The sequence below is a fragment of the Mariniflexile sp. genome (assembly GCF_052728615.1).
Genome location: NZ_JBFVFE010000004.1, coordinates 107,970 through 131,420, shown reverse-complemented (window position 1 = coordinate 131,420; position 23,451 = coordinate 107,970). Strand labels below are relative to the sequence as shown.

Genomic DNA, 23,451 nt, shown 5'->3' with positions numbered 1-23,451 from the left:
GAGTCCATAGAAGTTGTAAAAGGGCCATCAGCCGCAACACTTTACGGTTCCATTGCTGCAAATGGTGTAATTTTAATCACAACAAAAAAAGGTAGGGCTGGTGACCCAAGATGGTCTGCATTTATGGAAACTGGTTTCGTAGAAGATGTCGTTACCTACCCTAAAAACTATCAGGCATATGATGCTTCTGGAAACCCTGGCTTTAATTTTGAAGCTGCAGATGGAACATTTGTGCCCAGTGTAGTCAACTCTTTTCAACCGCTTAACGATCCCCGTACATCACCTTTCCGTACCGGCCAATCGGTTGGTGCTGGTTTAAGTGTATCAGGTGGGAGCGAAACACTTACATATTTCCTATCTGGAAGCATGAGCGACAATGAAGGAGTTTTACCGGTAAGTAATATTAAAAAAACTAATTTCAGGGGAAATTTTGGAGCACAGATCACTGATAAATTAAAGATGAGTTTAACTACCAGTTATACAAATAGTAATTTGGAATTACCGCTGAACGATAATTTTGAACTTGGTTTAATGAGTCAAGGCCTTAGTGGTACATCTTCAATTGATGTCAATAATGGTTGGGGTGAATTTACGCCCGCAGAACTCTTTACCATTGATACAAGACAATTGATAAATCGTTTTACCAACGGATTGGAAACCATTTGGAAACCATCTGAAAAAATAAATGTTCGTGTATTTGGAGGCCTTGATTTTACATCGCGATGGGATTCTCAATTTTTTCCTACCGGAAAAGCACCAGCATTTCTAAACTATGACAAAGGTGCCCGTTTCTCAAACAGGTTTAACGACTTTGTTTATACATTGGATGCCGTGGGTTCTTATAGTACAAATTTTTCTGAAAACATAACATCACGTTCATCTATAGGGCTTCAATATTTGCAAAAACTAACGCAAGGTACTTTTACAACAGGGCTGCAATTGGTAGCCGGTAGTAACTCTATTGCTGGTGCAGCTGTTACCCTAAGTAATGAAGAAACTACAGAACAGCGTACCATGGGTGCATTTATAGAAGAACAAGTTGGGTTTAATGATAAACTCTTTTTAACTGGAGCCGTACGTACAGATAGAGGAAGTTCATTTGGTTCTTCTTTCAAATCAGTTTATTATCCTAAATTAAGTGCTTCTTGGTTAATATCAAATGAAGATTTCTTTAATCCAAATGATAAAAGCTGGATCAATTCATTAAGATTAAGAAGCGCATGGGGTGCTTCCGGTGTACAACCTGGTACAAATGATGCATTGCGCTTTTTTAATCCAGTTGCTGCAACTGTAGATGGTGTTAGTGTTACAGGTGTTACCATTGGTGGTGTAGGAAATGCTGAACTTAAACCAGAACGGTCAACAGAATTGGAATTTGGTGCAGATGTAAAATTATTCTCTGATAGAATAGGTCTTGATATAACTTACTTTAACAAACAAACAGAAGACGCATTGATTTTTAGACAATTAGCTCCTTCACTGGGAGTTGGTGCTGGTCGTTTTGAAAATATAGGTTCGGTTAAAAATTCAGGTCTTGAAATCACTTTAAATACAAGCATCGTAGAAACTGAAAAATTCTATTTCGACCTAGGTATAGTAGCATCATTTATTGATACTGAACTTAAAAAATTAGGAGAAGGAATTCAACCTGTAATTTTTAATGGTGTTCAAAGACATGTAGAGGGTTATCCTTTAGGCGGTTACTGGGATGAAAAATATACATATAATGATGCTAATGGAGATGGTTTTATAGGCCAAAATGAAGTTCAAATAGGAGAAACTGCTTATTTAGGAACGCCATTTGCTACTACTGATATTACATTTTCTCCAACTGTAGGATTATTTAATAATGCCTTGGTTTTTAGGGGATTATTGAATTATAAAGGAGGCCAAAAACTTTACAACAATACTGGAGCATGGAGAAATGGCAATAGTAATACTCAAGAATTAAATGATCCTAATGCATCTCTGGCTGGACAAGCAAGAGCGGTAGCCTCTAAATTTCTTGGTACCAATGCTGGGTACATTGAAGATGCATCGTTTTGGAGGTTAAGAGAAATATCGCTTACTTACAATGCTCCACAAAAATTTGTTAGTAATATTGGATTTTCACGAGTGAGTCTTACTTTATCTGGTCAGAATTTAGGTATATGGACCGATTACTCTGGACTAGACCCTGAAATAAGTTCAACTGGACAATCAAATTTCGCAACTGAGGAATTTCTTAGCCAGCCACCAACGCGTTCATGGAAGGTTCGTTTAAATCTCTCATTTTAATAACTAAATTATTTAATAAATAATAAAGATATACTCGAATTATGAAAAAATTAATAAAAAAAATAAATATAACTGGAAGTTTAGGGCTATTTTTAGTTAGCCTTTCACTACTTCTTGCGCTTGGAACAGTATCATGTGATAGCATAGTGGATGTCACCGATCCAGATATTGTAACTCCTGAATCATTAAACAGTGAGCCAGGAATACAAACTCTTAAAGCTGGTTCTTTAAGCGATTTTGCTGTAGCAATGAGTGGCTCTTCTGCTGGACATGGTGCCACAACTGGTTTGATATCAATGAGTGGCTTAATGGCCGATGAGTACTCTTATTCTGGTACTTTTCCAACCAGAAGAGAAGCCGATACCAGAATTCTTCAAAACACCAATAGTGATATGGATAGAATTTTCTCAAATATGCATCGAGCACGTGCTGGGGCTGAAGCTGCTATAGAGTTAGCCCAAGGCTTTGGAGGAGTCCCGGAAGTTGAAAGTGAAATGCAAAGTATTGTAGGCTATGCTTATATTATGTTTGCTGAAACCTTTTGTGGCGGTGTGCCTTTTAGCAAAGTACCATCCGATGGGGGCGCTATCATTTATGGAGAGCCATTATCACAAGACCAAATGTTTAATGCGGCTATTACTTGGTTTGAACAGGCATCGGCAAGTAGTAACGGTAATACTGATTTAGTTAGTCTAGCTCGTGTAGGAAAAGCTCGTGCATTGCTAGGTTTGGGGCAAATTAGTGCTGCTGCAAATGAAGTCGCTACTATAGCAACAGATTTTGTTTACAACATAGAGCATTCGGATAACAGTTTCAGACAAGAAAATGGCATCTTTACCATGAGTACAGTGAGACGTGAGTTTTCAATAGCTGATGGCAAAGGAGGTAATGGTTTAATGTACCGTTCAGCGAATGATCCTCGTACACCATGGGATGGCGGAACTGAAATTGGACAAGATGGTATTACTTTATATTATAATCAATTGAAATATACGGATGAAAATGCATCTGTTGTCTTGGCTTCAGGAATTGAAGCCCGTTTAATTGAGGCTGAGGCTCAAGCAGATTCGGATAGTGGAGTTGGGACTCATACTATTCATAATGCTCTTAGAGCAACTATGGGCCTTCCTGCTTTAGATTTTTCTGCGTTAACAGGTGATGCACTTATGTTAGCACACATGTCTGAAAGAGCTTTTTGGTTGTATAGTACAGGACATCGCCAAGGCGATTTAAGACGTCTTGTAGATGTTTATGGCATGCAAGCCTCTGATGTGTTCCCTTGGGGCTCTTATTTCAAAGGTGGTAGTTATGATTCCAATCTTAAGTTTCCAGTTCCTCAATCTGAGGCTAATAATCCTAATTATGTAGGATGTTTAGACTAAGAAAAAGGGCTGTTTTATAATTATTTTGAATTAAAAAGAGGTTGAAATAACCTCTTTTTTTATTGATGGGTTCATTCAGAAACTAGAAATATTTATGTTAAATTTGGCATACCAATTATTTACCTATGACTAAAACCATTATTAAAGCATTTAACAATATAAGTTCAAAGTATTTTTCTGTTTTATTGCTATTATTTTTTTTATCTGGTACTGCAGGACTCATACTACAGGTGGTGTGGATGTATCGTTTAGGATTAATCTTTGGAAATGCAGCCTATGCAACAGCAGGTACATTAGCTGCCTTTTTTCTTGGACTGGCAATTGGTGGATGGTTTTTAGGGAATGCTTCAGCCAAATTTAAGCGTCCACTTTCTGCTTACGGATTAATAGAGATTGGAATCGCCTTAACAGCTTTACTTTTAATCCCGGGAATTGAATTCTATGAAACACACTATGCTTCTTTAGTGACACTTACACATGGTAAACAAAGTTTACTTACCATATTAAAGTTCACTTTTAGTATTGTATTACTTCTTTTTCCAACGGTGCTTATGGGAGGAACTTTTCCTGTTTTAGCTCAATTTATTGGAAAGGAGAAACGTCAACTTGCAAATAGAGGGACTATATTATATGCGGTAAACACCTTAGGTGCTTCCATTGGAGCTTTATTGGCTGGGTTTTTTCTTCTATCAAAATATGGTGTGGATACCACCTATTATTTTACCATAGTATTAGTGGCAAGTATTGGTTTTATGGCAATCTTAATAGATAGGCTATTTGTGACCAATAAAGAAACACCAGTAGTTAAAAAGGCCAATAAAGTTTCTAAAATTATAAATAAGTTAGATGACATTAATTATTTTGAGTTAAATATATTAGCATTTTCCTCTGGTTTATTGGCTATATCAGCCGAAACCATTTGGACAAAGATGTTTGCACAGGTTTTACAAAATTCCATCTATTCATTTTCAGCAATTTTAGTCGTTTTTCTTTTTGCTTTAGGAATTGGTGGACTTCTTTCCCATATTTTAGTAAAAATATCCAGTAACACGAAATATGTCCTGTTAATCCTTCTATTATTAGGTGCCATAAGTGTTGGGTTATCGCCTTATGTATTTAACACTTTAACTAATGGGTTAGGCTATTTAGCTCCAAGTGCATCTTGGCTTGCATACCTTAGTGCTGTATTTAAGTTAAGTTTTTTGGTTGTATTTTTTCCAACGGTAATTTTTGGTGCTGTTTTCCCCTTTTTGCTAAAAACGTCTCCTTTTTTAAACCAAGCTCCTGGAAAATTTGTGGGTAAATTGGTTTTATTTAACTCAATTGGTAGTACGATTGGTCCAATTATTGTTGGATTTATTTTGCTCGATGCCATTGGGATTTGGACAACTATTAAAGTTATTGCTGTTTTATATGGATGTTTAGCTCTATTTATTTCATTTAATTTTAATAATAAAACCATAAAAAAATGGTTGTGGATACCTATAATAGGGATTATTGGAGTTGTCTCTCTGGCAAATCCACCAATAGTACTTTTAGAAAAAGGTGAAAAGATTTTAAAAACGTGGCAATCCAGTGATGGCGTTGTTTCAATAGTAGAATCTGACAAAAATATTCAGATGAGATTGGATAATTTTTATGTGCTTGGGGATTCCCGTTCTATCCTAGTTGAACAAATGCAAGGTCATATTCCCCTGTTAATTCATCCAAAACCAAAAAAGGCTTTATTTTTAGGAATGGGCACTGGGATTACTGCTGGTGCATCCTTAAGCCATGATGTAGAACGTGTTGTAGTTGTCGAATTGGTTTCTAACGTCATTCCGGCCGCAAAACAATATTTTTCTCCTTGGGTTAACAATCTTTTCAATGATAAGCGGGTCGAGATTATTGCAGATGATGCCCGTAATTTTTTACTTGGCTCTACCGAAAACTTTGATATTATCGTAGGAGATCTTTTTACGCCTTGGCATGCCGGGACAGGAAGTCTTTATACTGTTGAACATTTTAAGCAGGCAAAAAAGCATCTTAAAAAAGGCGGTTTGTTTGCACAATGGCTCCCATTGTACCAACTAACGCCTGAAAGTTTTGAAATTATCACTAAAACATTTGCCACAGTATTTCCTGAAGTAACGTTATGGCGTGCAGATTTTTCAAACATAAAAGCAAGCATTGCCCTTGTTGGTCAAGAAGCGGAATCACGATTAAGACAGGACGTACTTGAAAAAAATATTTCAAATATTGTTGAAATCCAAGACAACAAATCCAATACCAAAGCCAGCCACATGGCTGCCCTATTTTATCTGGGAAACTTAAAAGCAATTAAAGATAAGCTTTCAGAAATTGGAATAAATAACGATAATTTACGTACTGTGGAATTTAGATCACCCATTTTATCACAACAAGCCAATGCAGGTAATGAAACCTATATTGTTAAGCAGGAATTGGAAAAATTATTTACTACATTGGCAACAAACCTTCCTGCGAACAAAGACCCTTATCTTTCTAATTTACCATCATACGAAATTAAATATGCAGAAGTTGGACTGTTGTATTTCCAATATTTACAATTGTTTTCTAATGGAAAAAGGGTGGAAGCAAATAAAATTCTTAAACAAATTCAATTAATAGCACCTAATTTTTCAATTAAGGAAAAATCAACGTAGAATTAAAATTAGTAGTATTTTATTTTTACTCTAGTAATTAGATCAAATACAGGTTCAACACTTTGCTTTCCGTTCTTTAGATCGTTCATTCAGATAGCGATTCCTCTCCCTTAAGCTAAAGCAAGCGGCCACTATTTTAGCAAAAAGAGAGTTCCATGCATTACCTGTTGCAGATGAAGGTGTTTTGGTGGGAATTGTTACAAGCAGGGATTTATTGAACTATTTTGTCAAGCAACTTTAAGGGCCTGTTTAAGAATTTGCAACAGCTTTTAAATCTTTGATGGCTTTAAGTTGGTTACTGCTTTTAAAAACAAAACTGCCAGCAACAAAAGCATCGGCACCAGTATCAGCAAGCGCTTTTATGTTGGCAGTAGTTACACCACCATCTATTTCTATAATGGTTGAAGCACCTTTGCGTATTATTAATTCTTTAAGCTGTTTTATCTTAGCATAGGTGTTCTCAATAAAACTTTGACCCCCAAACCCAGGGTTTACGCTCATAATAAGCACTAAATCAATGTCCATAATCGTATCTTCCAAAAGAATGACGTTTGTATGCGGATTCAATGCCACACCTGCTTTCATGCCTTCTGCTTTAATGGCTTGCAATGTTCTGTGCAAATGTGTACTAGCCTCATAATGAACCGTTAAAACATCACTTCCCAAATCGGCAAAGGTTTTTATATATCGGTCAGGGTCAACAATCATTAAATGCACGTCTATTGTTTTTTTTGCATGTTTTGCAATAGTTTTTAAAACGGGCATGCCATAAGAAATATTTGGGACAAACACACCGTCCATGATGTCAATATGAAACCAATCGGCATCACTTTTATTTACCATTTCTATATCGCGTTGAAGGTTTCCAAAGTCGGCGGCAAGCAATGAAGGCGCAATTAGTTTAGAACTCATAATGTATGTGGTGTTTTAAGTGTTGCAAATATAGAAAAGTCTTTTTTAAGTCCCCCTCCTTAAAAGAATATTTAGTTAGTATTGAAAGTCCCTCTCCTTAAAAAGTATGTTTATTTTTTATGAAAGTTTCTTCCCTTCGGGAAGACGGAAGATGGGCTTAAAAAGTGAACCCCCGGTAATCAGCCGGGGGTTCTTTCATCAATCAAAAAACGAACAGTTATGTGTAACTGTTTGTTACTGTAATTTGGTCGTAAATGGTTTACTAACCTAAATATGTTTTTAATATTTTGCTTCTAGAAGTGTGTTTTAATCTTCTAATGGCTTTTTCTTTAATTTGGCGAACACGCTCACGGGTTAAATCGAAGGTTTCTCCAATTTCTTCCAAGGTCATGGGGTGTTGGTTTCCTAAACCAAAGTATAAACGGATTACGTCTGCTTCACGAGGCGTCAACGTTTCCAAAGCACGCTCAATTTCGGTGCGCAACGATTCGTGCAATAACTCTCTATCTGGGTTTGGCGATTCGCCACTGTTCAATACATCGTATAAGTTGGAATCTTCCCCTTCAACTAAAGGCGCATCCATGCTTACGTGGCGACCCGAGTTTTTCATGGACTCCTTAACATCGTTAATCGTCATGTCCAATTCTTTTGCAATTTCCTCAGCACTTGGCGGGCGCTCATGGCTTTGCTCTAAAAACGCAAATGTTTTATTGATTTTATTGATAGAACCAATTTTGTTCAACGGTAAACGTACAATACGCGATTGTTCAGCCAATGCCTGCAGAATCGATTGACGAATCCACCAAACAGCGTACGATATAAATTTAAAACCACGTGTTTCATCAAAACGTTGTGCCGCTTTGATCAAGCCTAAATTACCTTCATTAATTAAATCGGGCAATGTTAAACCTTGGTTTTGGTATTGCTTAGCTACCGATACCACGAAACGTAAATTAGCTTTGGTCAATTTTTCTAAAGCCGCTTGGTCGCCAGCCTTGATACGTTGTGCTAATTCTACTTCTTCGTCTGCGGTAATTAAGTCAACTTTTCCAATTTCTTGAAGATATTTGTCTAACGAAGCCGTTTCTCTGTTGGTAACCTGCTTCGTAATTTTAAGTTGTCTCATCTAAAGTTCTCCTCTAAGTTTAAAAATGAATTTTGTTATTCAGTGGTTATACGTTCAAATAACGCATTTTGTTACAAAAAGTTTCAATTTAATTTTTGCATTTTATTTTTAGGGCACAATAATCAACATAAGCCACTATAAATGTGCGTTTTTACCAATGAACTGGTTTAAACTTTTTTGGTTGAAGCGAAATCCCGATAGCTATCGGAAAGAGGTTTTTTGCTCAATTGAAGGTTTTTTTGAACTGCATAGCATTGTTACGGAGTTATAAAAAGACAAAAAGTGAGTGAAAAATATCATTTTGAAGCCAATTGAAAAAAGTTTAAACCAGTTCAAGAAGTATCTTAATGGCATTACTTTTTGTATTCATAATTCCCGTAGTTCCACAAACTTATGGATATACAAAAAGTCGGGCTATCCGTTACAAGTTTTGGCTCGAAGCGTCCGCTCGCCAAAAGCTTTCCACTACTATCCCTAATGCAGTGTGTAGTGCGGAAAAATCAGTCTCAAATCTTTATGAGCGTTTTATTGTTAAGATTGATGGCTTCCATCATATCTTGCGAAAAGGCATAATGCCCACGAGCTGTAATGAGCCTGAATCTGGATGATTTTAACTTGCTTAAGGTATTAAGAAACAACCATTTGGATTTTAACAACTTAGGCTTTTCAGATTTCAAACTTAAATCAAAATAATGCTTTCTGCCTTCCTTTTCCGCAACAATATCTGGAGTAATGCTAATATCGCTTCCTACTTTTGCATACGATTTCGGGGTTTCGTAACCCTCCATATCGGCTTTGATATTCTCGAAACCGTGGTTTTCCAAATAGGTAATGGAATTTTCTAAAATGTCTGAGTATTTTTCTTTGTCTTCGTAAATCATAACCCATAATGTAATGAAAGTGAGCGGAAAAAACAAATTTTTACCAGCATTTAACGTTTTGGGTTTTATGTGAAGGTTTAAGGGTTATATACGCATACAAACACATACATCATAAATAGGTCAGGCTATGGTTCGTTTTTTTATTACTGCTGTCCTGTAAAGTTACTGTTGCCCTGTAAAGATAATTTTTTTATCACATCCTCTGAACTACTTTTTAACTGCTGTAAATCCTTTCAAGTTACATAAGCTATTTACTATATTAAACTTTTTCCAATTTATAAACCGGAAAAATGTAAAGAAACCGCTTACAAATTGCATATTATACATTGTTTAACAAAACACAAGTGCTGCACGTTTTAAAACCGAATTTGAATCTTTACTTGTGTAGAATATGATAAATTACTTAAAATTAAATACCATACGTTACTTCCCCCCTCTTGGGAGGGGTTAGGGGTGGGTTGCCTCGTAAGGAAAAAGTGCGCTTTGATTGAATTGAAAGAATAAAAAACCTACCCCTAAGCCCCTCCAAGGAGGGGAATACCTTTAGTTGATGCTTTAAATTTTTAGAATCTTTAGCAAAAAAATTTATTTAAACTTACCTCTTGGCCCTCCAAATAGAGGAATAGATCCCAGTCATTTAAAAGTTTAAACCACTTCTTTATTTAAAAACGTATATAAAAAAACCGTTTCAAAATTTGAAGCGGTTTTTGCTATTTGAACTTAGTGTTTTAAAAAAAAAATCATCTCTTCTCTGCCAAACCACGTGTTAACCAGCCTCTTCTATTGGCGGTTACAATGGCGTAAGGCGTAATCCAAAACAGCCCAAAAGTGTATAAAATACTATACGTATAGGCCCAAAAGGACTCTTTGATCTCATATCTGTTTGCGTAAAAAATCATGGAGAAGGTGGATAATATCATGATACTTAAAAATGTGGAGCTCACAAATAATAAAGGATGGTTGAATACAAAAAACAGCATGGCTATCAAAAAGGGATAGGTCATGATTATTTCTGCCGACTGGCTTAAAAACAGCAAACGCGTGCCTGTTTTAGAGCCTTTTCTGAAATTTTTGAAAACATATTTTGACATTTCAATGTTTTCGCGCACATTGCTTCGTCCCCATCTAATGAACATTTTGTACAGTCCACGGTATTTTTCAGGAACGTTGGTATAGGCGTAAGCATTTCTTTGGAACAATACATGGTAACCTTGTTTCAAGATCATGTTTGTCATGGCCCTATCTTCACCTATGTCCGAGGGTTGCCCCATAAACGTTTGGTTTATCCAGTCAGGGAGGCAAGCAAATACGGCCTTGCTACGGTAGGCAGCTAAAGCTCCAGGTGTGCACAAAACGGAATTCAAACTACTTTCCGCAGAGCGCACAAATTCAAAGCTTAAAACAAAGCTAACATCAAGCATTTTTGGCAATAAGGCTTTTTCTTTGTTCAGTACGCGAATGTTTCCTGCCACCGCACCACAGTTTTTGTTTGTAATAAATGGGCTCACTAAATTTCTCAAGGTATCTGGTTTTACAATAGAATCACTATCAACAGTCACAAAAATTTCTCCGGTACCTTGGTTAAAGCCTCTGTAAAGCGCATGGCGTTTTCCTTTGTTTTTTGGCTGTTTGTAAATTTCCAAACGATTGCCTAATCGTTTTTTTGCTTCCAACATCCAGTCCCAAGTGTCATCTAGACTACCATCGTCTATGGCCAATAACTGCAGTTTTTCTGCAGGATAATCGCTTTTTATTAAACTCATCAATGTGTCCCAAACTTGTTTGCCTTCATTGTAGGCTGGTACTATGACGGTACAGGTTGGAAGCTCATCATCGGTTACGGATGCGATGCACTTGTATTTAAAAAAGCGATACAACGTATAAATGAAGAAACTTCCTTTAAAAATAAAAAACGTGCCTGAAAATATTATAAGAGAAAGTCCCCATGCGGAACTCAACCGCTCTATGTGGAATTGTTCGAAATCTTTTTGTAAAACAAACCCTAAATAAACGGCATCAATGATCAAAAGGAAAGTACAGGTTAGTACTAAAATCCCCCAAAAGTTGGCGGTTTTAATGGATGATATATATAGATTTTTAAAATAAGGTTGAAGGGAATGGAATGTTATGCTTTTTTGCTTTTTCAGCAACTTTGAAATGGGTTCTATTATGTTCATAAATTTGATTTTGATTGTTAACTTTAATCTTTTTACGTCGTAAAAATCATTTCAGATGTTTTTTAAGCGTTTTTTAAGAAAAAAGTTGGAATCGGGTGTTTCCTTCAATCAAACCTTAAAAGATGTTAAAGCGCAAAGGCAAAGAGTGGTTGGTGGAGAATCTTACAGTATGAGCTCATAAAAAACCCCAACAAATTATAATTTGTCGGGGTTTTTTTATTTTGGTAGAACAGTGAAAGAAATTATTTAGTTGAAATTTCTAAAATGTCTGTATATTTTACGTTGTCTTGGCGCACCCTTACTTTTGGGATGTTAAAAATGAACTGGAAAGTAATTTTTCTTCCACAACCTTTATAAAGGAAACCTAGGTTGATAATTAACCTACCCAACCAAAAAAGCAAGTTTCCTTTTTACCGACAACAGAATAAAGAAAATCTTTATTTAGATTCCCGTAAATTATGAATCCATGAATCTTGCGATTTCACGGGAATGGCAATTTCAATGGAAACCTCGAGGATTGACCTCGAGGAATTCTCTTTGAACCAGTTCTTTAATTAATTTTTCTTTTCAAGCACTAATATTCTTTCTACATTTCCTGTAGCACTTAAATCTTTTAACTCTATTCTATCTGGTGTTATTGATTTTATTTTCCATCTAAAATTTAGCTCGTTAAACGGTGCTTGATTTCTAAAATTTAATCCAAGGTATAAACCTTCGCTTCTGTAAGCCAACCATGAGCCCTCAATAAGGAGATTGGGTGGCATGGTGTTTGGATCAACTTCATTTGTTACCTTCACTCTTCCTGTTATCATGAAATCCATGTTAAAATTCCGGAAGTTTTCAGTTGGATTGACTGCATGTACCAAACCATCGTCGTATTTTGCAACTTGCCATATACCTGCCACAAGAACCTTTTCAACATAATTTAGGTCGTCATCGGCATTAAAACAATGTCTTTCCAACACCATTTTATTGCTGGCGCTTTCAAGCTTGATCAATCCTGGCTCCAAAAATGTAATTAACCATTCCAGTTTTAAATCGGGCCTGCCATCGAGCGTTATTTTTAAAACGAAACCTGTATTTCTAACCCCTATTTCGTAAGTACCTGCCACAAGTTCGCCGTTTATTCTAATTTTAACCTCATTATTTGGTAAAAACTTTAATGGTGTGCCTATATAATCTTTTTCATTATCGGCTCCGGCAACACTTAAACGCGCCACTCTCCAATAACATTCCTGCAGGTATTTCTCAATACGCTCTTTAGTAATATCTATAACAACATCACAGTTTTTCTTTAAGATGATTTTATTTCCGCCTTCTTGGTATAATTTAATTCTACCAGGTTCTAAATCGTAAACAAACCATTCTAGGGTAAAATCCACCAGGGTATCGAACTCTAATTTTATTAAAGCACCTCTGTTGGTAATGCGTGTTGCCCATGTACCGGTTAGCATATCGCCTAATCTAGTACGAACTTTAACCACATTATCTTCCTTAAAAGTGATAAGGTACTCGCGGTAAGAATCCGTTAAACTGGCAGCATTCCGTTGGAATTCGTTAACCACCCAAGGGCAGGTTTTCAACAAGTTATCTAAACGTTCTTTTGTGAAATCGTCATCATGATAATCATTGTTATCATCTTCATCACAGGTATTTTTTGCTTCCCTAATGGCGAGTTCCAGTTCTTTATTGTTATTTACAACAAAGGTAGATCCGTCTGCCAAAACCATGGTTACCGGAAAATTAAGGCTTGCAAAAACTTCGGCATTGATGACGCGCTTGATAAAATGGTACAGATCTCTATCGCTTTCAATTTTAACAACACTAATAACTTGAAATTTTGCGTTGTACACTGAAAACGAGATAGGGTACTGAAAATCGATACATTCTATATCGTCATCTTCTTCGTTTTCACCTCGGCATTCTTTTATCAATGCCTCTAATTCTTGACGAGAGTTTACAACAATTTCAGCATGATCAGCCATCATGATTTTTATTGGGAAGATGATATCCAAACGGTCGTCGTCATCTTCAAATTTATTATAAATGGCTTCAATGGTTTTATAGTCTTCTTTAGAATCTATAATAATTTCAATGCCATTTACCTTAACAGTTATAGGCAATGCAACAGATAAACAACTGGCTTTGTCAATAATGTTATCGGCAGATCCGTCCATTTTAGCCGTGGCGCTTATCATACTTGTTAACTCAGAGTTAGCAACAAGCGCTTCCGTTTCGTTAGGTGGTGTAATATCAATTACTTCATCTTGACATGATGTAAACAATAAAAGGGCAAAAAAAGGTATTAGTAATAATGTTCTCATTTTAGTTTTCATGATTCTTGATTTTTGGGTTAAACATAGCTTTTTGTATATAAAACAGGATAACTATAAAAATCCCTACCCTCTTTTAAAAAAAAGATTCAAAAATTCAAAGTTTCAAAGTTTTAAAAAACTTACTTTAGTGGCACAATCACCAATTTAAATGGATAGACCTTTTCATGAAAACATTTGCGAAGAGCATTTGTTTTCTTCCATATTTAACAAATATGCCAAAGATTTACACAACTTCCTATATTATAGGTATGGCGATTTGCTGAACCCAAAAGATAAAGTGCAGGAGGCCTTTATTAAGTTATGGGAAAATTGCGCCAAAGTAACCCCCGATAAAGCAAAGAGTTTTGTTTTTACCACTGCCAATAATTTAATGCTGAATGAAGTGGCGCACCAAAAGGTTGTTTTAAAGCACCAAAAAACCAAACCTAAAATGTACACGAACGAGAACCCTGAATTTTTGATGCAGGAAACCGAGTATATGGATAAATTACAAAAAGCTTTATCTAATTTAACCTATGCACAACGTGAAGCCTTTATGATGAACCGGGTTGAAGGCAAGCGTTTTAAGGAAATTGCCGAAATTTTGGACATTTCGACCAAAGCCGTTGAAAAACGAATTTATGGCGCATTGGAAAAGTTGCGGAAGGATATTAAGGAATTGTAATGTTCAAAATTCCAAGTTCCAGGTTTCAGGTTTGTAGTGAACTTTGAACTTGAAACCTTAAACTTTGAATTTTTTTTAATAGATGGTAGGAAAAAATAAAAGTTACCTGTTATATAATTGAATATCGAAATGATGAACAGAGAAGAATTAATATCGAAATGGTTGGACAACGATCTAAATGATCGGGAACTTGAAGCGTTTAAAATGCTTGAGGACTATGATGGTTTGGTTAAGTTAAATGATAGCGTGCAAGCATTTAAAGCTGATGGCTACGATACTTCCAGTGAATTGAAAAACGTTTTAAAAACCACCAAAAAGCAACCAACACATTGGGCAAAACCATTTATGCGTGTAGCCGCTATACTTGCCATAGCCTTTAGCTTGTACTATTATACAACTACTATAGATACTACGGTTACAACAGCGTTTGCCCAAAAAACAACCATTGAACTACCTGATGCATCTAGTGTGTCGTTAAATGCGAAATCCCTTTTGGCATTCAATAAAAATTCATGGAAAAACGAACGCGAAGTAACCCTTGAAGGCGAAGCTTTTTTTAAAGTTGCCAAAGGTTCATCATTCCATGTTATAACAAGGTCCGGAACCGTTAAGGTTTACGGTACTCAATTTAATGTAAAACAACGGGACCATTATTTTGAGGTTATTTGCTACGAAGGGGTCGTGGGCGTTACTTACAATTCCCAAGAAACAAAATTAAAACCTGGCGACAGTTTTTTAATTATTGATGGGAAACAAATTGCTAAAGAAAAAGAAAACAGCCCAACACCTTCGTGGTTAAATAATGAAAGCACTTTTAAAAGCATACCTTATAAAGAAGTTATAGCAGAATTTGAAAGACAGTACCATGTAAATATTACACTATTGGATATTGACACAAACCAATTATTTACAGGAAGTTTTGCGCACAACAATCTAGAGGTTGCTTTAAAGGCCATTACTTTACCTTTGCACGTAACATATAGTAAAACAAACCATACCATCATCTTAAAGCGTGAGTAGAAAAGGATGCCTTTCTATTTTTTATTTACTGTTTTTTTTGAATATTGCCAATCTACATGCGCAAACCGTTCAAAAAGAAAAGCAATCGCTTATTTCCATTTTAAAAATTCTTGAAGCCCGATACAACATTAGTTTTTCTTATGTAGATAATGCGATTAAAGATAAAGAAGGCACACTTCCTGATTCCGATTTAATGTTGGAAGAAGCGCTGGAATTACTAAAAATTGGGACCCAACTGGATTTCGAACTGTTAGACCAACGTTTTGTGGCCATAAAAAAAAATGTTGAACGCAAAACCGATTCATTTATAACACAACGACTAGAAGAAGTTATTCTTAGCAATTACCTAACTACGGGTATTACAAAACTCAACGATGGCTCCATTACCATCAAACCTGAAACGTTTGGTATTCTTCCCGGGTTGATAGAACCCGATGTGTTGCAGACCATTCAAGCACTTCCGGGTATTTTAAGTACCGACGAAACGGTGTCCAATATTAACGTTCGCGGAGGTACGCACGACCAAAACCTTCTGCTTTGGGATGGCATTAAAATGTATCAATCCGGGCATTTTTTCGGATTGATTTCCGCCTTTAACCCATACACTACAAAACGCATTCATGTGTACAAAAATGGCACGAGCGCCAAGTATGGTGATGGTATTTCGAGCGTTATCGATATGCAATTACCCGATGAAATTGACAACGAATTTAAAGCGGGATTGGGTTTTAATTTGATAAATGCCGATGGTTTTGCTAAAATTCCGTTATCAAACAAAACCGAGTTACAACTGTCGTCGCGCCGTTCGGTAACCGATTTGATCTTAACCCCTACTTACAACCAGTATTTCAAACGTATTTTCCAGGATTCCGATTTAACCAACGAAAACAGAAACTCCATTTCGCAAAACGAACGGTTTTACTTTTATGACGTAAATGTAAAACTACTGTACGATATCACTAAAAAAGATAGGATTAGAATTCATTTTTTAAACGTCAATAACCAATTAAATTACGACGAACAATCCACAGTCAACGACCGAAACGAGGCTTTTAACAGCAAACTGTCCCAACAAAATCTTGCAACTGGAATAACCTATACGAGAGATTGGAGCGAATCGCTTTCAACAACCTCGCAAATGTATGTCTCGAATTACGATTTGGATGCCACCAACTATGATATTACCAACAATCAGCGGTTAATCCAAGAGAACGAAGTGTATGATGGTGCCGCAAAACTGGATGTTAATTACGCCCCAAACCATCAACTAAAAATAAATGGTGGGTATCAATTTACCGAAGTTGGCATCAGCAATTTAGAGGATATTAACAATCCGGCTTTTAGAAGTTATATAAAAGAAGTGATTCGAAGCCATGCTGTTTATGCCAAAACCGGTTTATTGTCCAGCAACGCAAAAACGAATTTAAAATTAGGTGCGCGATTGAATTACATTCAAAAATTCGATATGCTTTTTGCGGAGCCCAGATTAAGTTTTAGCCAACGCTTTTTAAACGATTTTAGGATGGAGATTTTGGGTGAATTTAAAAGTCAGACTACCACACAAATCATCGATTTGCAAAACGATTTTTTAGGCATTGAAAAACGCCGATGGATCCTCTCCAACAATAAAGACATTCCCGTTTTAAAAAGCAAACAAGCTTCGGTAGGTGTTCATTACAACAAAAACAAATTATTGATAAGTGCCGAAACTTACATTAAAAAAGTAAACGGTATCACTACCCGAAGCCAAGGGTTCCAAAACCAATATCAATTTGTTAACAGTATGGGAAGTTATGAAATTAAGGGCATCGACTTTTTGTTGAACAAGCAATTTAGCGATATTGTTAGTGCTTGGGTTTCATACGCGTACAGCATTAATAATTACACGTTTGATGCTTTAAACAATGGGGAAACGTTCCCAAATAATGCCGACATAAAACATGTCGTTGATTTTGCGGGTACTTTTACCCACAACCATTTTAAATTCGCAATGGGTTTAAATTGGCATTCCGGAAAGCCCACTACCCTTCCAAACCCCAATGACGATACAGATAACAATGAAATTACCTACTCCAAACCCAATAGTTCCAATTTAAAAGATTACCTACGAGCCGATTGTTCTGCGACGTATCGTTTTAATGTTTCCGAAGGTTCACATGCCACAATTGGTGCTTCCGTTTGGAATATTTTCAACAAAAAGAACATTTTAAACACCTATTACTCCTTGGTTGATGAAAAGATTACCAAAATTGAAAATCAATCCTTAGGCATCACTCCGAATGTGAGTTTAAGAGTTCATTTTTAGACTTCATTTCCATTTCAACCTTCTCTCAGCAAACACTTTTAAAAATAGTCTTATCCCTCTTATAATGGACTCTTAATTTAATATGGTTTTCGCTTGGTGTGTTTTGTGTAATTGTTGTTCCACAAAGGTTCACAAAATTTTACACGAAGTTGCACAAAGGTTCTTGAATCCATAAAAACATTTGCTCTACGCTTCTTTTTTTATTTTAGCAAACGAAACAATGCATTTCATATATTTGGTTGAAAAATATAAGGACTATGTTGTTATTGAACATTTTGGATTTTTCACTTCCGTTTATCAATCCGGTATTAAAGTTTCTTATTATTTTAATCATCATTCTATTGGTCCCTATTCTTCTCAATAAACTTAGAATCCCGCATATTCTTGGGCTTATTGTTGCCGGTGCAATTATTGGTCCCAACGGCTTTAATTTATTGCTGCGCGATAGTAGCATTATTCTTTCTGGTACAGCAGGCTTACTCTACATCATGTTTCTAGCAGGTTTGGAAATAGACATGAACGAATTCAAAAAAAACAAGTTTAAAAGTCTGTTGTTTGGGTTGTACACATTTCTTATTCCCATGGTCTTTGGGATTTTAGTTGGTATATATGTGCTGGAATTCTCTGTAATGACCTCGGTGTTGCTTGCCAGTATGTTCGCTTCGCACACCCTAATAGCCTACCCCATTTTAGGTAAATTCGGAATCACAAAAAACCGAGCAGTAAACCTCGTGGTGGGTGGTACCATGATAACCGACACCCTCGCACTTTTGGTACTTGCCATTATTGTAGGCATGACCAAAGACACGGTAGATGCCCAGTTCTGGATTAACCTCATCATATCCGTAATCGTTTTTGGAATTATTGTTTTATATGGCTTCCCCATTATTGGTAGATGGTTTTTAAAACGCAACCACGACCCTATTTCGCAATACATATTTGTGCTGGCCATGCTATTTTTAGGCGCTTTTTTAGCCGAAGTAGCAGGCATTGAAGCCATTATCGGCGCACTGCTTTCTGGGTTTGCGTTTAATAGGCTCATACCATCTGCATCCCCATTAATGAACAGGATTGAATTTGTTGGAAACGCTATTTTTATTCCCTTTTTCCTTATTGGCGTAGGCATGCTCATTGATTACCGCGTTTTTTTTACGGATTTTGAAACTATTTTGGTGGCCGGGGTTATGACCATTGCCGTAACCTTAGCCAAGTTTTTTGCGGCATTGGCAACACAAAAATCGTTTAAATTTTCGGCAGATGAACGCCATATCATTTTTGGTTTGAGCATTGCCCATGCTGCCGTTACCTTGGCAACCGTAACCGTGGGTTACAACATCATTATTGGTGAAACCGCCACGGGCGAACCCATTAGACTTTTAGGTGATAGCATTTTAAACGGCACCATTATCATGATTTTAATTACCTGTACCATTTCAACATTTGTGGTTCAAAAAGGTGCCAGAAACCTCTCGTTGTTTCAATCTACGGCAAAAGACAAAAAAAATGTGGGGAACGAAGAAAGGATTGTCATTGCCATTAACAATGCCGATACGGTTGAGGAACTGATCAGTTTGAGCACCATTATAAAATCCAAGGAAAATAAAAATGCGTTGTTTGCTTTGCACGTTATAAACAACGACACTACCGATGTTAATGCAGAAACCAGCGCCATAAAATTACTTGATAAAGCCATAAAAATTGGGGCTTCTACCGATATTAAACTCAATAAATTGCTGCGTTATGATTTGAATATCATGAATGGCATTTTAAATGTTGCCAAAGAAAAAAAAGCGACCGATTTGGTTTTGGGCCTACATGTTAAAACTGATATTTCCGAGTCATTTTTAGGTGAATTGACCGAAGGTGTGTTGTCAAAATGCAACGCCACAAGTTTTATCTACAAAGCGTCCCAGCCTATGGCTACCATAAAAAGACACATTGTTATTATGCCAAATAACGTAGAAAATGAAGTTGGCTTCCCGTTTTGGCTACTGAATATTTGGAATATATCCTACAACACTGGTGCTAAACTCATTTTTTATGGCACCGAACAAACTATAAAAGTCATTCAAAATGTGCATACAGAACATCCTATTGATGCCGATTTTATCACTTTTAATAGTTGGAACAATACCAAAGCACTTTCTAGCAATATTAAGTTAGATGACAATTTAATTTTTATTTTAACCAAAAAAGACGAGCCTTCTTACCATAAAAATATAAAAAACATTTCCATTTACTTAAACCGTTATTTTAAATCGAATAATTTTATTTTGGTCTGTCCTATTATGAAAAACCTCACCATTAATGAAACCATTGAATTTAATAATCCTTCCTTATTGGAACCTTTAGAAAAGCTGGATGAAATAGGGAAATCGATTGCGAATGTTTTTAGGAAGAAATGATTAGTTGAATTAGATTAAAAGATAAAATTAGTTTTGTTCCAGGATTTTAGGATTGAAATTTTATAATCATTTAATAAAAAGACTTCTCTTACGGTAAACCCGTAATCTCTTTTCGTATTTTCGAAGAAATAACAATTATTTTCACAAAAAAAATCTTACATTATTATTTCTTTTTTATATTTTTGATGTGTCTAAAAAACGTATTGTTTGTTTTGTCTATGCAAAAAATAAGTTGAGGATAGAAAGAGTACTTTTTAACTAGCGCTAGTTTTTTTATTTGCTCTCTAAATAATAATTGTAATAGCGTTTAATTAAAGTTTTTAGACAGCTTTATTTAAATTTATAGACCAAACATTTATCCCTAAAGAAAAATAGACTTTATAGACCTTTTTTATAGACTGAACATATAGACAAAATGTATAGTTTATTTATATACAATAAACATTTTAGAACTTTATGCCAATAGACATTAAGGTAAATAGAATATTGCAAATTTTCAAGCTATTTGATCTTAACAAACAATAATATTAAAATCATGAAAATAAAACATATATTTTTCTTGCATAGTGTGCTGTTTATTTTTTTCTAATCCATTTTCAGCACAACAATCGGTTTCCATTAGTGGTCCTTCAAGCGTCGAAGTTGGCGTTCCTTACAATTACACTTTTACTTTTAATCATGTTTACCCCACAAATAGCGCAGGTGTAAAGGCAGATTCCTATCAAATTACCGAATGGATAGTGAGTACAGGTACTAATGGAGATACCAATTTAGTTTTAGGCTATATAAACAGTCCCGATAACCATGGTAGCTATTATTATGATGGCACATTCAATAATTCAAATCCAAAAACAGTTCCAATACAATGGGGAGATGGTTCTTACATTAGTGATGATAATATTACTGTAAAAGTAAGTGGCATATACATAAAAAAGAGTACTGGTGAGCATATTGGTTATTTTAGTTACTTACCAAAAGTGAAACCCGTGACTGTTGAACGAATAGTTGCTCCAAATATTGAAGGCCCTTCAACTATAACAAGTTGTGTCCAAGCAAATCAAACCTATTCCTTTTCAAACAATACAAATAGTAATCAAAGAATTTGGACAACGAGTAATGGTGCTTCCATTGTTGGGGTAAACACTGGCACATCAGTAACCGTCACTCCGCCATTATCTGGGAGCTATAATGTTACATGTACCGTTAAAAGGTTGGGAGCAGATTCTAATTATTCAAAAAATTCTTCCAAAACAACCACCAGGACCGTTTTTAACACTTCAGCGTATATTACAGGAAGTGAAACTGTTTGTGGTAGTGGTAATTATTCTGTTTCAGGTTTAGAAGCAGGACTTTCCGTTCTATCGTGGAGTTCTAGTAATAGTAATGTAGCAACAATAGTTAACACCAATGGCAATTCAGCTTCTTTAACAAAGGTTGCACAAGGTAATGTTTCATTGACAGCAACTTTAATTAATGCTTGCAACGAAACAAGAACTATATCTAGAAACATCATTTTTGGTTCGCCTATGCCAACCATGTATGGTTATAACTGTTTTACAGATAGCGCGCCTTGCAATTTAAATGTTGTTGCAAATAATAACTATTTATTATTTTCTTTAACCGCACCTGTTGGCAGTTATGTGCCACAGGATTCTGATTGGCAGTGGGAAAAAATTTCCGGTAATTTTTACTTTCTGGAAAATGGTCAATATAATAGTGCCACTCATGCTGGCAAGCAATGCAATATTTATCTTAACGGACCAAATCCCACAGATAACCCTATACAATTTAAATGTAGAGTTAAAAATGCTTGCGGTTGGGGGGCATGGCGTTACTTTGTCTGGAATGATGGCACAACTACTATAACACCACCGCAAACGCCACCATCTAAATATTATATTGTAGCACCTAACCCTTCAGGTGGATATGCTGCCAATATTTCATTACGCGACCCTACTATTGTACCTACCACAACTAACCCTATTACTATAAAACTTTATACCATATTTGGGCAAGAATTATCTTCAACTCAAATGTACAATAAGTCATCTGCGATGGTGTATGTTTACATGTTTTCGTATAACACAATGTATATAGCAATTACCTTTGATAATCATATAGAAACCCATACAATTGTAAAATATTAAATTTTTAAGTATGCTGTTTTTAGAAAAATTAAATACAGCATACTTAATAAAAAAAATCTTAATCTACTAAATGAGTGTGAGCGAAAATTGATAGTAAATACTAATGATGATATGCGACCCGAACTTGCACCTGCCCGCAATAATTAAATATAACAGTTAAAAAACAACAGATATCTACCTATGAAAAAAATAATTTTAATGTTAATAGCAATAATTTCCTTAACCGGTTATTCTCAACAATTTAATGATTGGCAAGTTGGTATTAACGCCAGTCCGTTTCTTTTTAAAAGAGTGAATTCGGAATATAATTATCTAAGAGACAAACAAGACTTTCCAAATGGTTTTGGTTACGGGTTAACCATTGAAAAAAACTGGAATGACCATTGGGGTATAAAAACAGGTATTGAAAATACTAAACAAAATGAAAAATATCATTTTGGAGATAATAGTGCAGACAACATTAGAATAAATATGAATTTTGAATATGTTAAATTCCCTATAACCCTTCAATATTATTACCCATTAAATGAAAAGTTGTTTTTAACTTTTAGCCAAGGTTTTCAATTTTCTTCCCTTAAATATTACAAAACAGTTATAAAAGGCATCTATGAACTAAGGACATTTACATCCACTTATGCTGAGATTATATTTTCAGAACATCCAGAAAACAATGAGTTTAATCCAAATTATAATGGTTTAAACCATAATGATTTTTTATATGGCATCATCGGTGGCATAGGTTTAAAAGGATTTGTGTCGGATAAAGTTTTGTACGCCGTAAACTTAAGATATGAATACGATATTAACTCCGCAGACAATACTCCATATTATTCCAAGATTCCTGGCAACACAAAACCAGAGGGAACTACTCATAATATTCGTTTTGGTTTGGAGTTAGGGTTGCAATATCAGTTTTCCCTTGGAACCAGATTTGATAAAAGAGCCCACAAATTATGAATATCTAAAAAGAGAAAATAAGATTCCTGCTGCCTTTACAATTTATTTAAAGCTAAAAATAATTAATAATTGGTTCTGAACATCAACAGAAACAACACTACCTTATAAGTTTTAAATCTATCGATTCAAATCTTTCTTCTTTCAAAACTTAAAAAGAGTCCTCGTTTAAGAAAACACCATTTTCAAGACTATTTTATCG

15 protein-coding genes and 1 pseudogene are annotated in these 23,451 nt (G+C 35.5%); 11 read left to right on the top strand and 5 right to left on the bottom strand.

The window, feature by feature from the left end:
- The 4 genes and pseudogenes from ACU1LP_RS03340 to ACU1LP_RS03325 form a co-directional block, all read left to right on the top strand.
- On the top strand, positions 1-2,277 hold a 2,277-nt coding region (locus ACU1LP_RS03340; RefSeq protein ID WP_445735564.1), incomplete at its 5' end, for a TonB-dependent receptor domain-containing protein.
- 296 nt (positions 2,278-2,573) lie between these two features.
- Entirely contained in the window at positions 2,574-3,659 is a 1,086-nt protein-coding gene (locus ACU1LP_RS03335) for a hypothetical protein (RefSeq protein WP_445735563.1), read from the top strand.
- Between the two features lie 125 nt (positions 3,660-3,784).
- Positions 3,785-6,322 (top strand): fused MFS/spermidine synthase, encoded by a 2,538-nt coding sequence (locus ACU1LP_RS03330; RefSeq protein ID WP_445735562.1) that lies wholly within the window; start codon positions 3,785-3,787, stop codon positions 6,320-6,322.
- Between the two features lie 124 nt (positions 6,323-6,446).
- Positions 6,447-6,563, top strand: a pseudogene (locus tag ACU1LP_RS03325) (CBS domain-containing protein); the annotation flags it as partial.
- Positions 6,564-6,571: 8 nt separating this feature from the next.
- Here the strand turns inward: ACU1LP_RS03325 and rpe are convergent.
- The 4 genes from rpe to ACU1LP_RS03305 all read right to left on the bottom strand — a co-directional run bounded on the left by rpe (position 6,572) and on the right by ACU1LP_RS03305 (position 11,418).
- The gene (rpe, locus tag ACU1LP_RS03320) at positions 6,572-7,234 is read right to left on the bottom strand and encodes a ribulose-phosphate 3-epimerase (protein WP_445734671.1); all 663 of its coding nucleotides are present in this window, start codon (positions 7,232-7,234) and stop codon (positions 6,572-6,574) included.
- Positions 7,235-7,496: 262 nt separating this feature from the next.
- Positions 7,497-8,360 carry a sigma-70 family RNA polymerase sigma factor gene (locus ACU1LP_RS03315; protein ID WP_100610046.1) on the bottom strand — a complete coding sequence of 288 codons (864 nt, stop codon included), beginning with the start codon at positions 8,358-8,360 and terminating at the stop codon, positions 7,497-7,499.
- Between the two features lie 506 nt (positions 8,361-8,866).
- Positions 8,867-9,241 carry a hypothetical protein gene (locus ACU1LP_RS03310; protein WP_445735561.1) on the bottom strand — a complete coding sequence of 125 codons (375 nt, stop codon included), beginning with the start codon at positions 9,239-9,241 and terminating at the stop codon, positions 8,867-8,869.
- A gap of 740 nt (positions 9,242-9,981) precedes the next feature.
- A complete protein-coding gene (locus ACU1LP_RS03305) occupies positions 9,982-11,418 on the bottom strand; it encodes a glycosyltransferase (RefSeq protein WP_445735560.1) in 1,437 nt (478 codons plus the stop codon).
- 55 nt (positions 11,419-11,473) lie between these two features.
- Between ACU1LP_RS03305 and ACU1LP_RS03300 the strand changes: the two genes are divergently transcribed.
- Positions 11,474-11,599 (top strand): hypothetical protein, encoded by a 126-nt coding sequence (locus ACU1LP_RS03300; RefSeq protein WP_445735559.1) that lies wholly within the window; start codon positions 11,474-11,476, stop codon positions 11,597-11,599.
- Between the two features lie 373 nt (positions 11,600-11,972).
- Here ACU1LP_RS03300 and ACU1LP_RS03295 read toward each other — a convergent pair whose 3' ends face one another.
- Positions 11,973-13,754 (bottom strand): hypothetical protein, encoded by a 1,782-nt coding sequence (locus ACU1LP_RS03295; protein ID WP_445735558.1) that lies wholly within the window; start codon positions 13,752-13,754, stop codon positions 11,973-11,975.
- A 148-nt stretch (positions 13,755-13,902) separates the two neighbouring features.
- On the opposite strand from ACU1LP_RS03295, the gene ACU1LP_RS03290 reads away from it, so the two are divergent.
- The 6 genes from ACU1LP_RS03290 to ACU1LP_RS03265 all read left to right on the top strand — a co-directional run bounded on the left by ACU1LP_RS03290 (position 13,903) and on the right by ACU1LP_RS03265 (position 23,252).
- The gene (locus tag ACU1LP_RS03290) at positions 13,903-14,418 is read left to right on the top strand and encodes an RNA polymerase sigma factor (RefSeq protein WP_445735557.1); all 516 of its coding nucleotides are present in this window, start codon (positions 13,903-13,905) and stop codon (positions 14,416-14,418) included.
- Between the two features lie 129 nt (positions 14,419-14,547).
- Complete coding sequence (locus ACU1LP_RS03285; protein ID WP_445735556.1) at positions 14,548-15,438, top strand: FecR family protein; 891 nt, start codon at positions 14,548-14,550, stop codon at positions 15,436-15,438.
- Positions 15,431-17,743: a TonB-dependent receptor plug domain-containing protein gene (locus tag ACU1LP_RS03280; protein WP_445735555.1), complete on the top strand. Its 2,313-nt coding sequence runs from the start codon at positions 15,431-15,433 to the stop codon at positions 17,741-17,743. Before ACU1LP_RS03285 ends, ACU1LP_RS03280 begins: the two co-directional genes overlap by 8 nt.
- Positions 17,744-18,000: 257 nt before the next feature.
- A complete protein-coding gene (locus tag ACU1LP_RS03275; protein ID WP_445735554.1) occupies positions 18,001-20,148 on the top strand; it encodes a cation:proton antiporter domain-containing protein in 2,148 nt (715 codons plus the stop codon).
- Positions 20,149-20,714: 566 nt separating this feature from the next.
- Positions 20,715-22,295, top strand: coding sequence for a hypothetical protein (locus tag ACU1LP_RS03270; protein ID WP_445735553.1), 1,581 nt, complete (start codon positions 20,715-20,717; stop codon positions 22,293-22,295).
- 198 nt (positions 22,296-22,493) lie between these two features.
- Positions 22,494-23,252, top strand: coding sequence for an outer membrane beta-barrel protein (locus ACU1LP_RS03265; RefSeq protein WP_445735552.1), 759 nt, complete (start codon positions 22,494-22,496; stop codon positions 23,250-23,252).
- The last annotated feature ends 199 nt before the right edge of the window (positions 23,253-23,451 follow it).

Coding starts and splice junctions, on each gene's coding strand:
- ACU1LP_RS03335 (WP_445735563.1), top strand. CDS start 2,574: ATGAGTGGCTTAATGGCCGATGAGTACTCTTATTCTGGTACTTTTCCA.
- ACU1LP_RS03330 (WP_445735562.1), top strand. CDS start 3,785: ATGACTAAAACCATTATTAAAGCATTTAACAATATAAGTTCAAAGTAT.
- rpe (WP_445734671.1), bottom strand. CDS start 7,234: ATGAGTTCTAAACTAATTGCGCCTTCATTGCTTGCCGCCGACTTTGGA.
- ACU1LP_RS03315 (WP_100610046.1), bottom strand. CDS start 8,360: ATGAGACAACTTAAAATTACGAAGCAGGTTACCAACAGAGAAACGGCT.
- ACU1LP_RS03310 (WP_445735561.1), bottom strand. CDS start 9,241: ATGATTTACGAAGACAAAGAAAAATACTCAGACATTTTAGAAAATTCC.
- ACU1LP_RS03305 (WP_445735560.1), bottom strand. CDS start 11,418: ATGAACATAATAGAACCCATTTCAAAGTTGCTGAAAAAGCAAAAAAGC.
- ACU1LP_RS03300 (WP_445735559.1), top strand. CDS start 11,474: ATGTTTTTTAAGCGTTTTTTAAGAAAAAAGTTGGAATCGGGTGTTTCC.
- ACU1LP_RS03295 (WP_445735558.1), bottom strand. CDS start 13,754: ATGAAAACTAAAATGAGAACATTATTACTAATACCTTTTTTTGCCCTT.
- ACU1LP_RS03290 (WP_445735557.1), top strand. CDS start 13,903: ATGGATAGACCTTTTCATGAAAACATTTGCGAAGAGCATTTGTTTTCT.
- ACU1LP_RS03285 (WP_445735556.1), top strand. CDS start 14,548: ATGATGAACAGAGAAGAATTAATATCGAAATGGTTGGACAACGATCTA.
- ACU1LP_RS03275 (WP_445735554.1), top strand. CDS start 18,001: ATGTTGTTATTGAACATTTTGGATTTTTCACTTCCGTTTATCAATCCG.
- ACU1LP_RS03265 (WP_445735552.1), top strand. CDS start 22,494: ATGTTAATAGCAATAATTTCCTTAACCGGTTATTCTCAACAATTTAAT.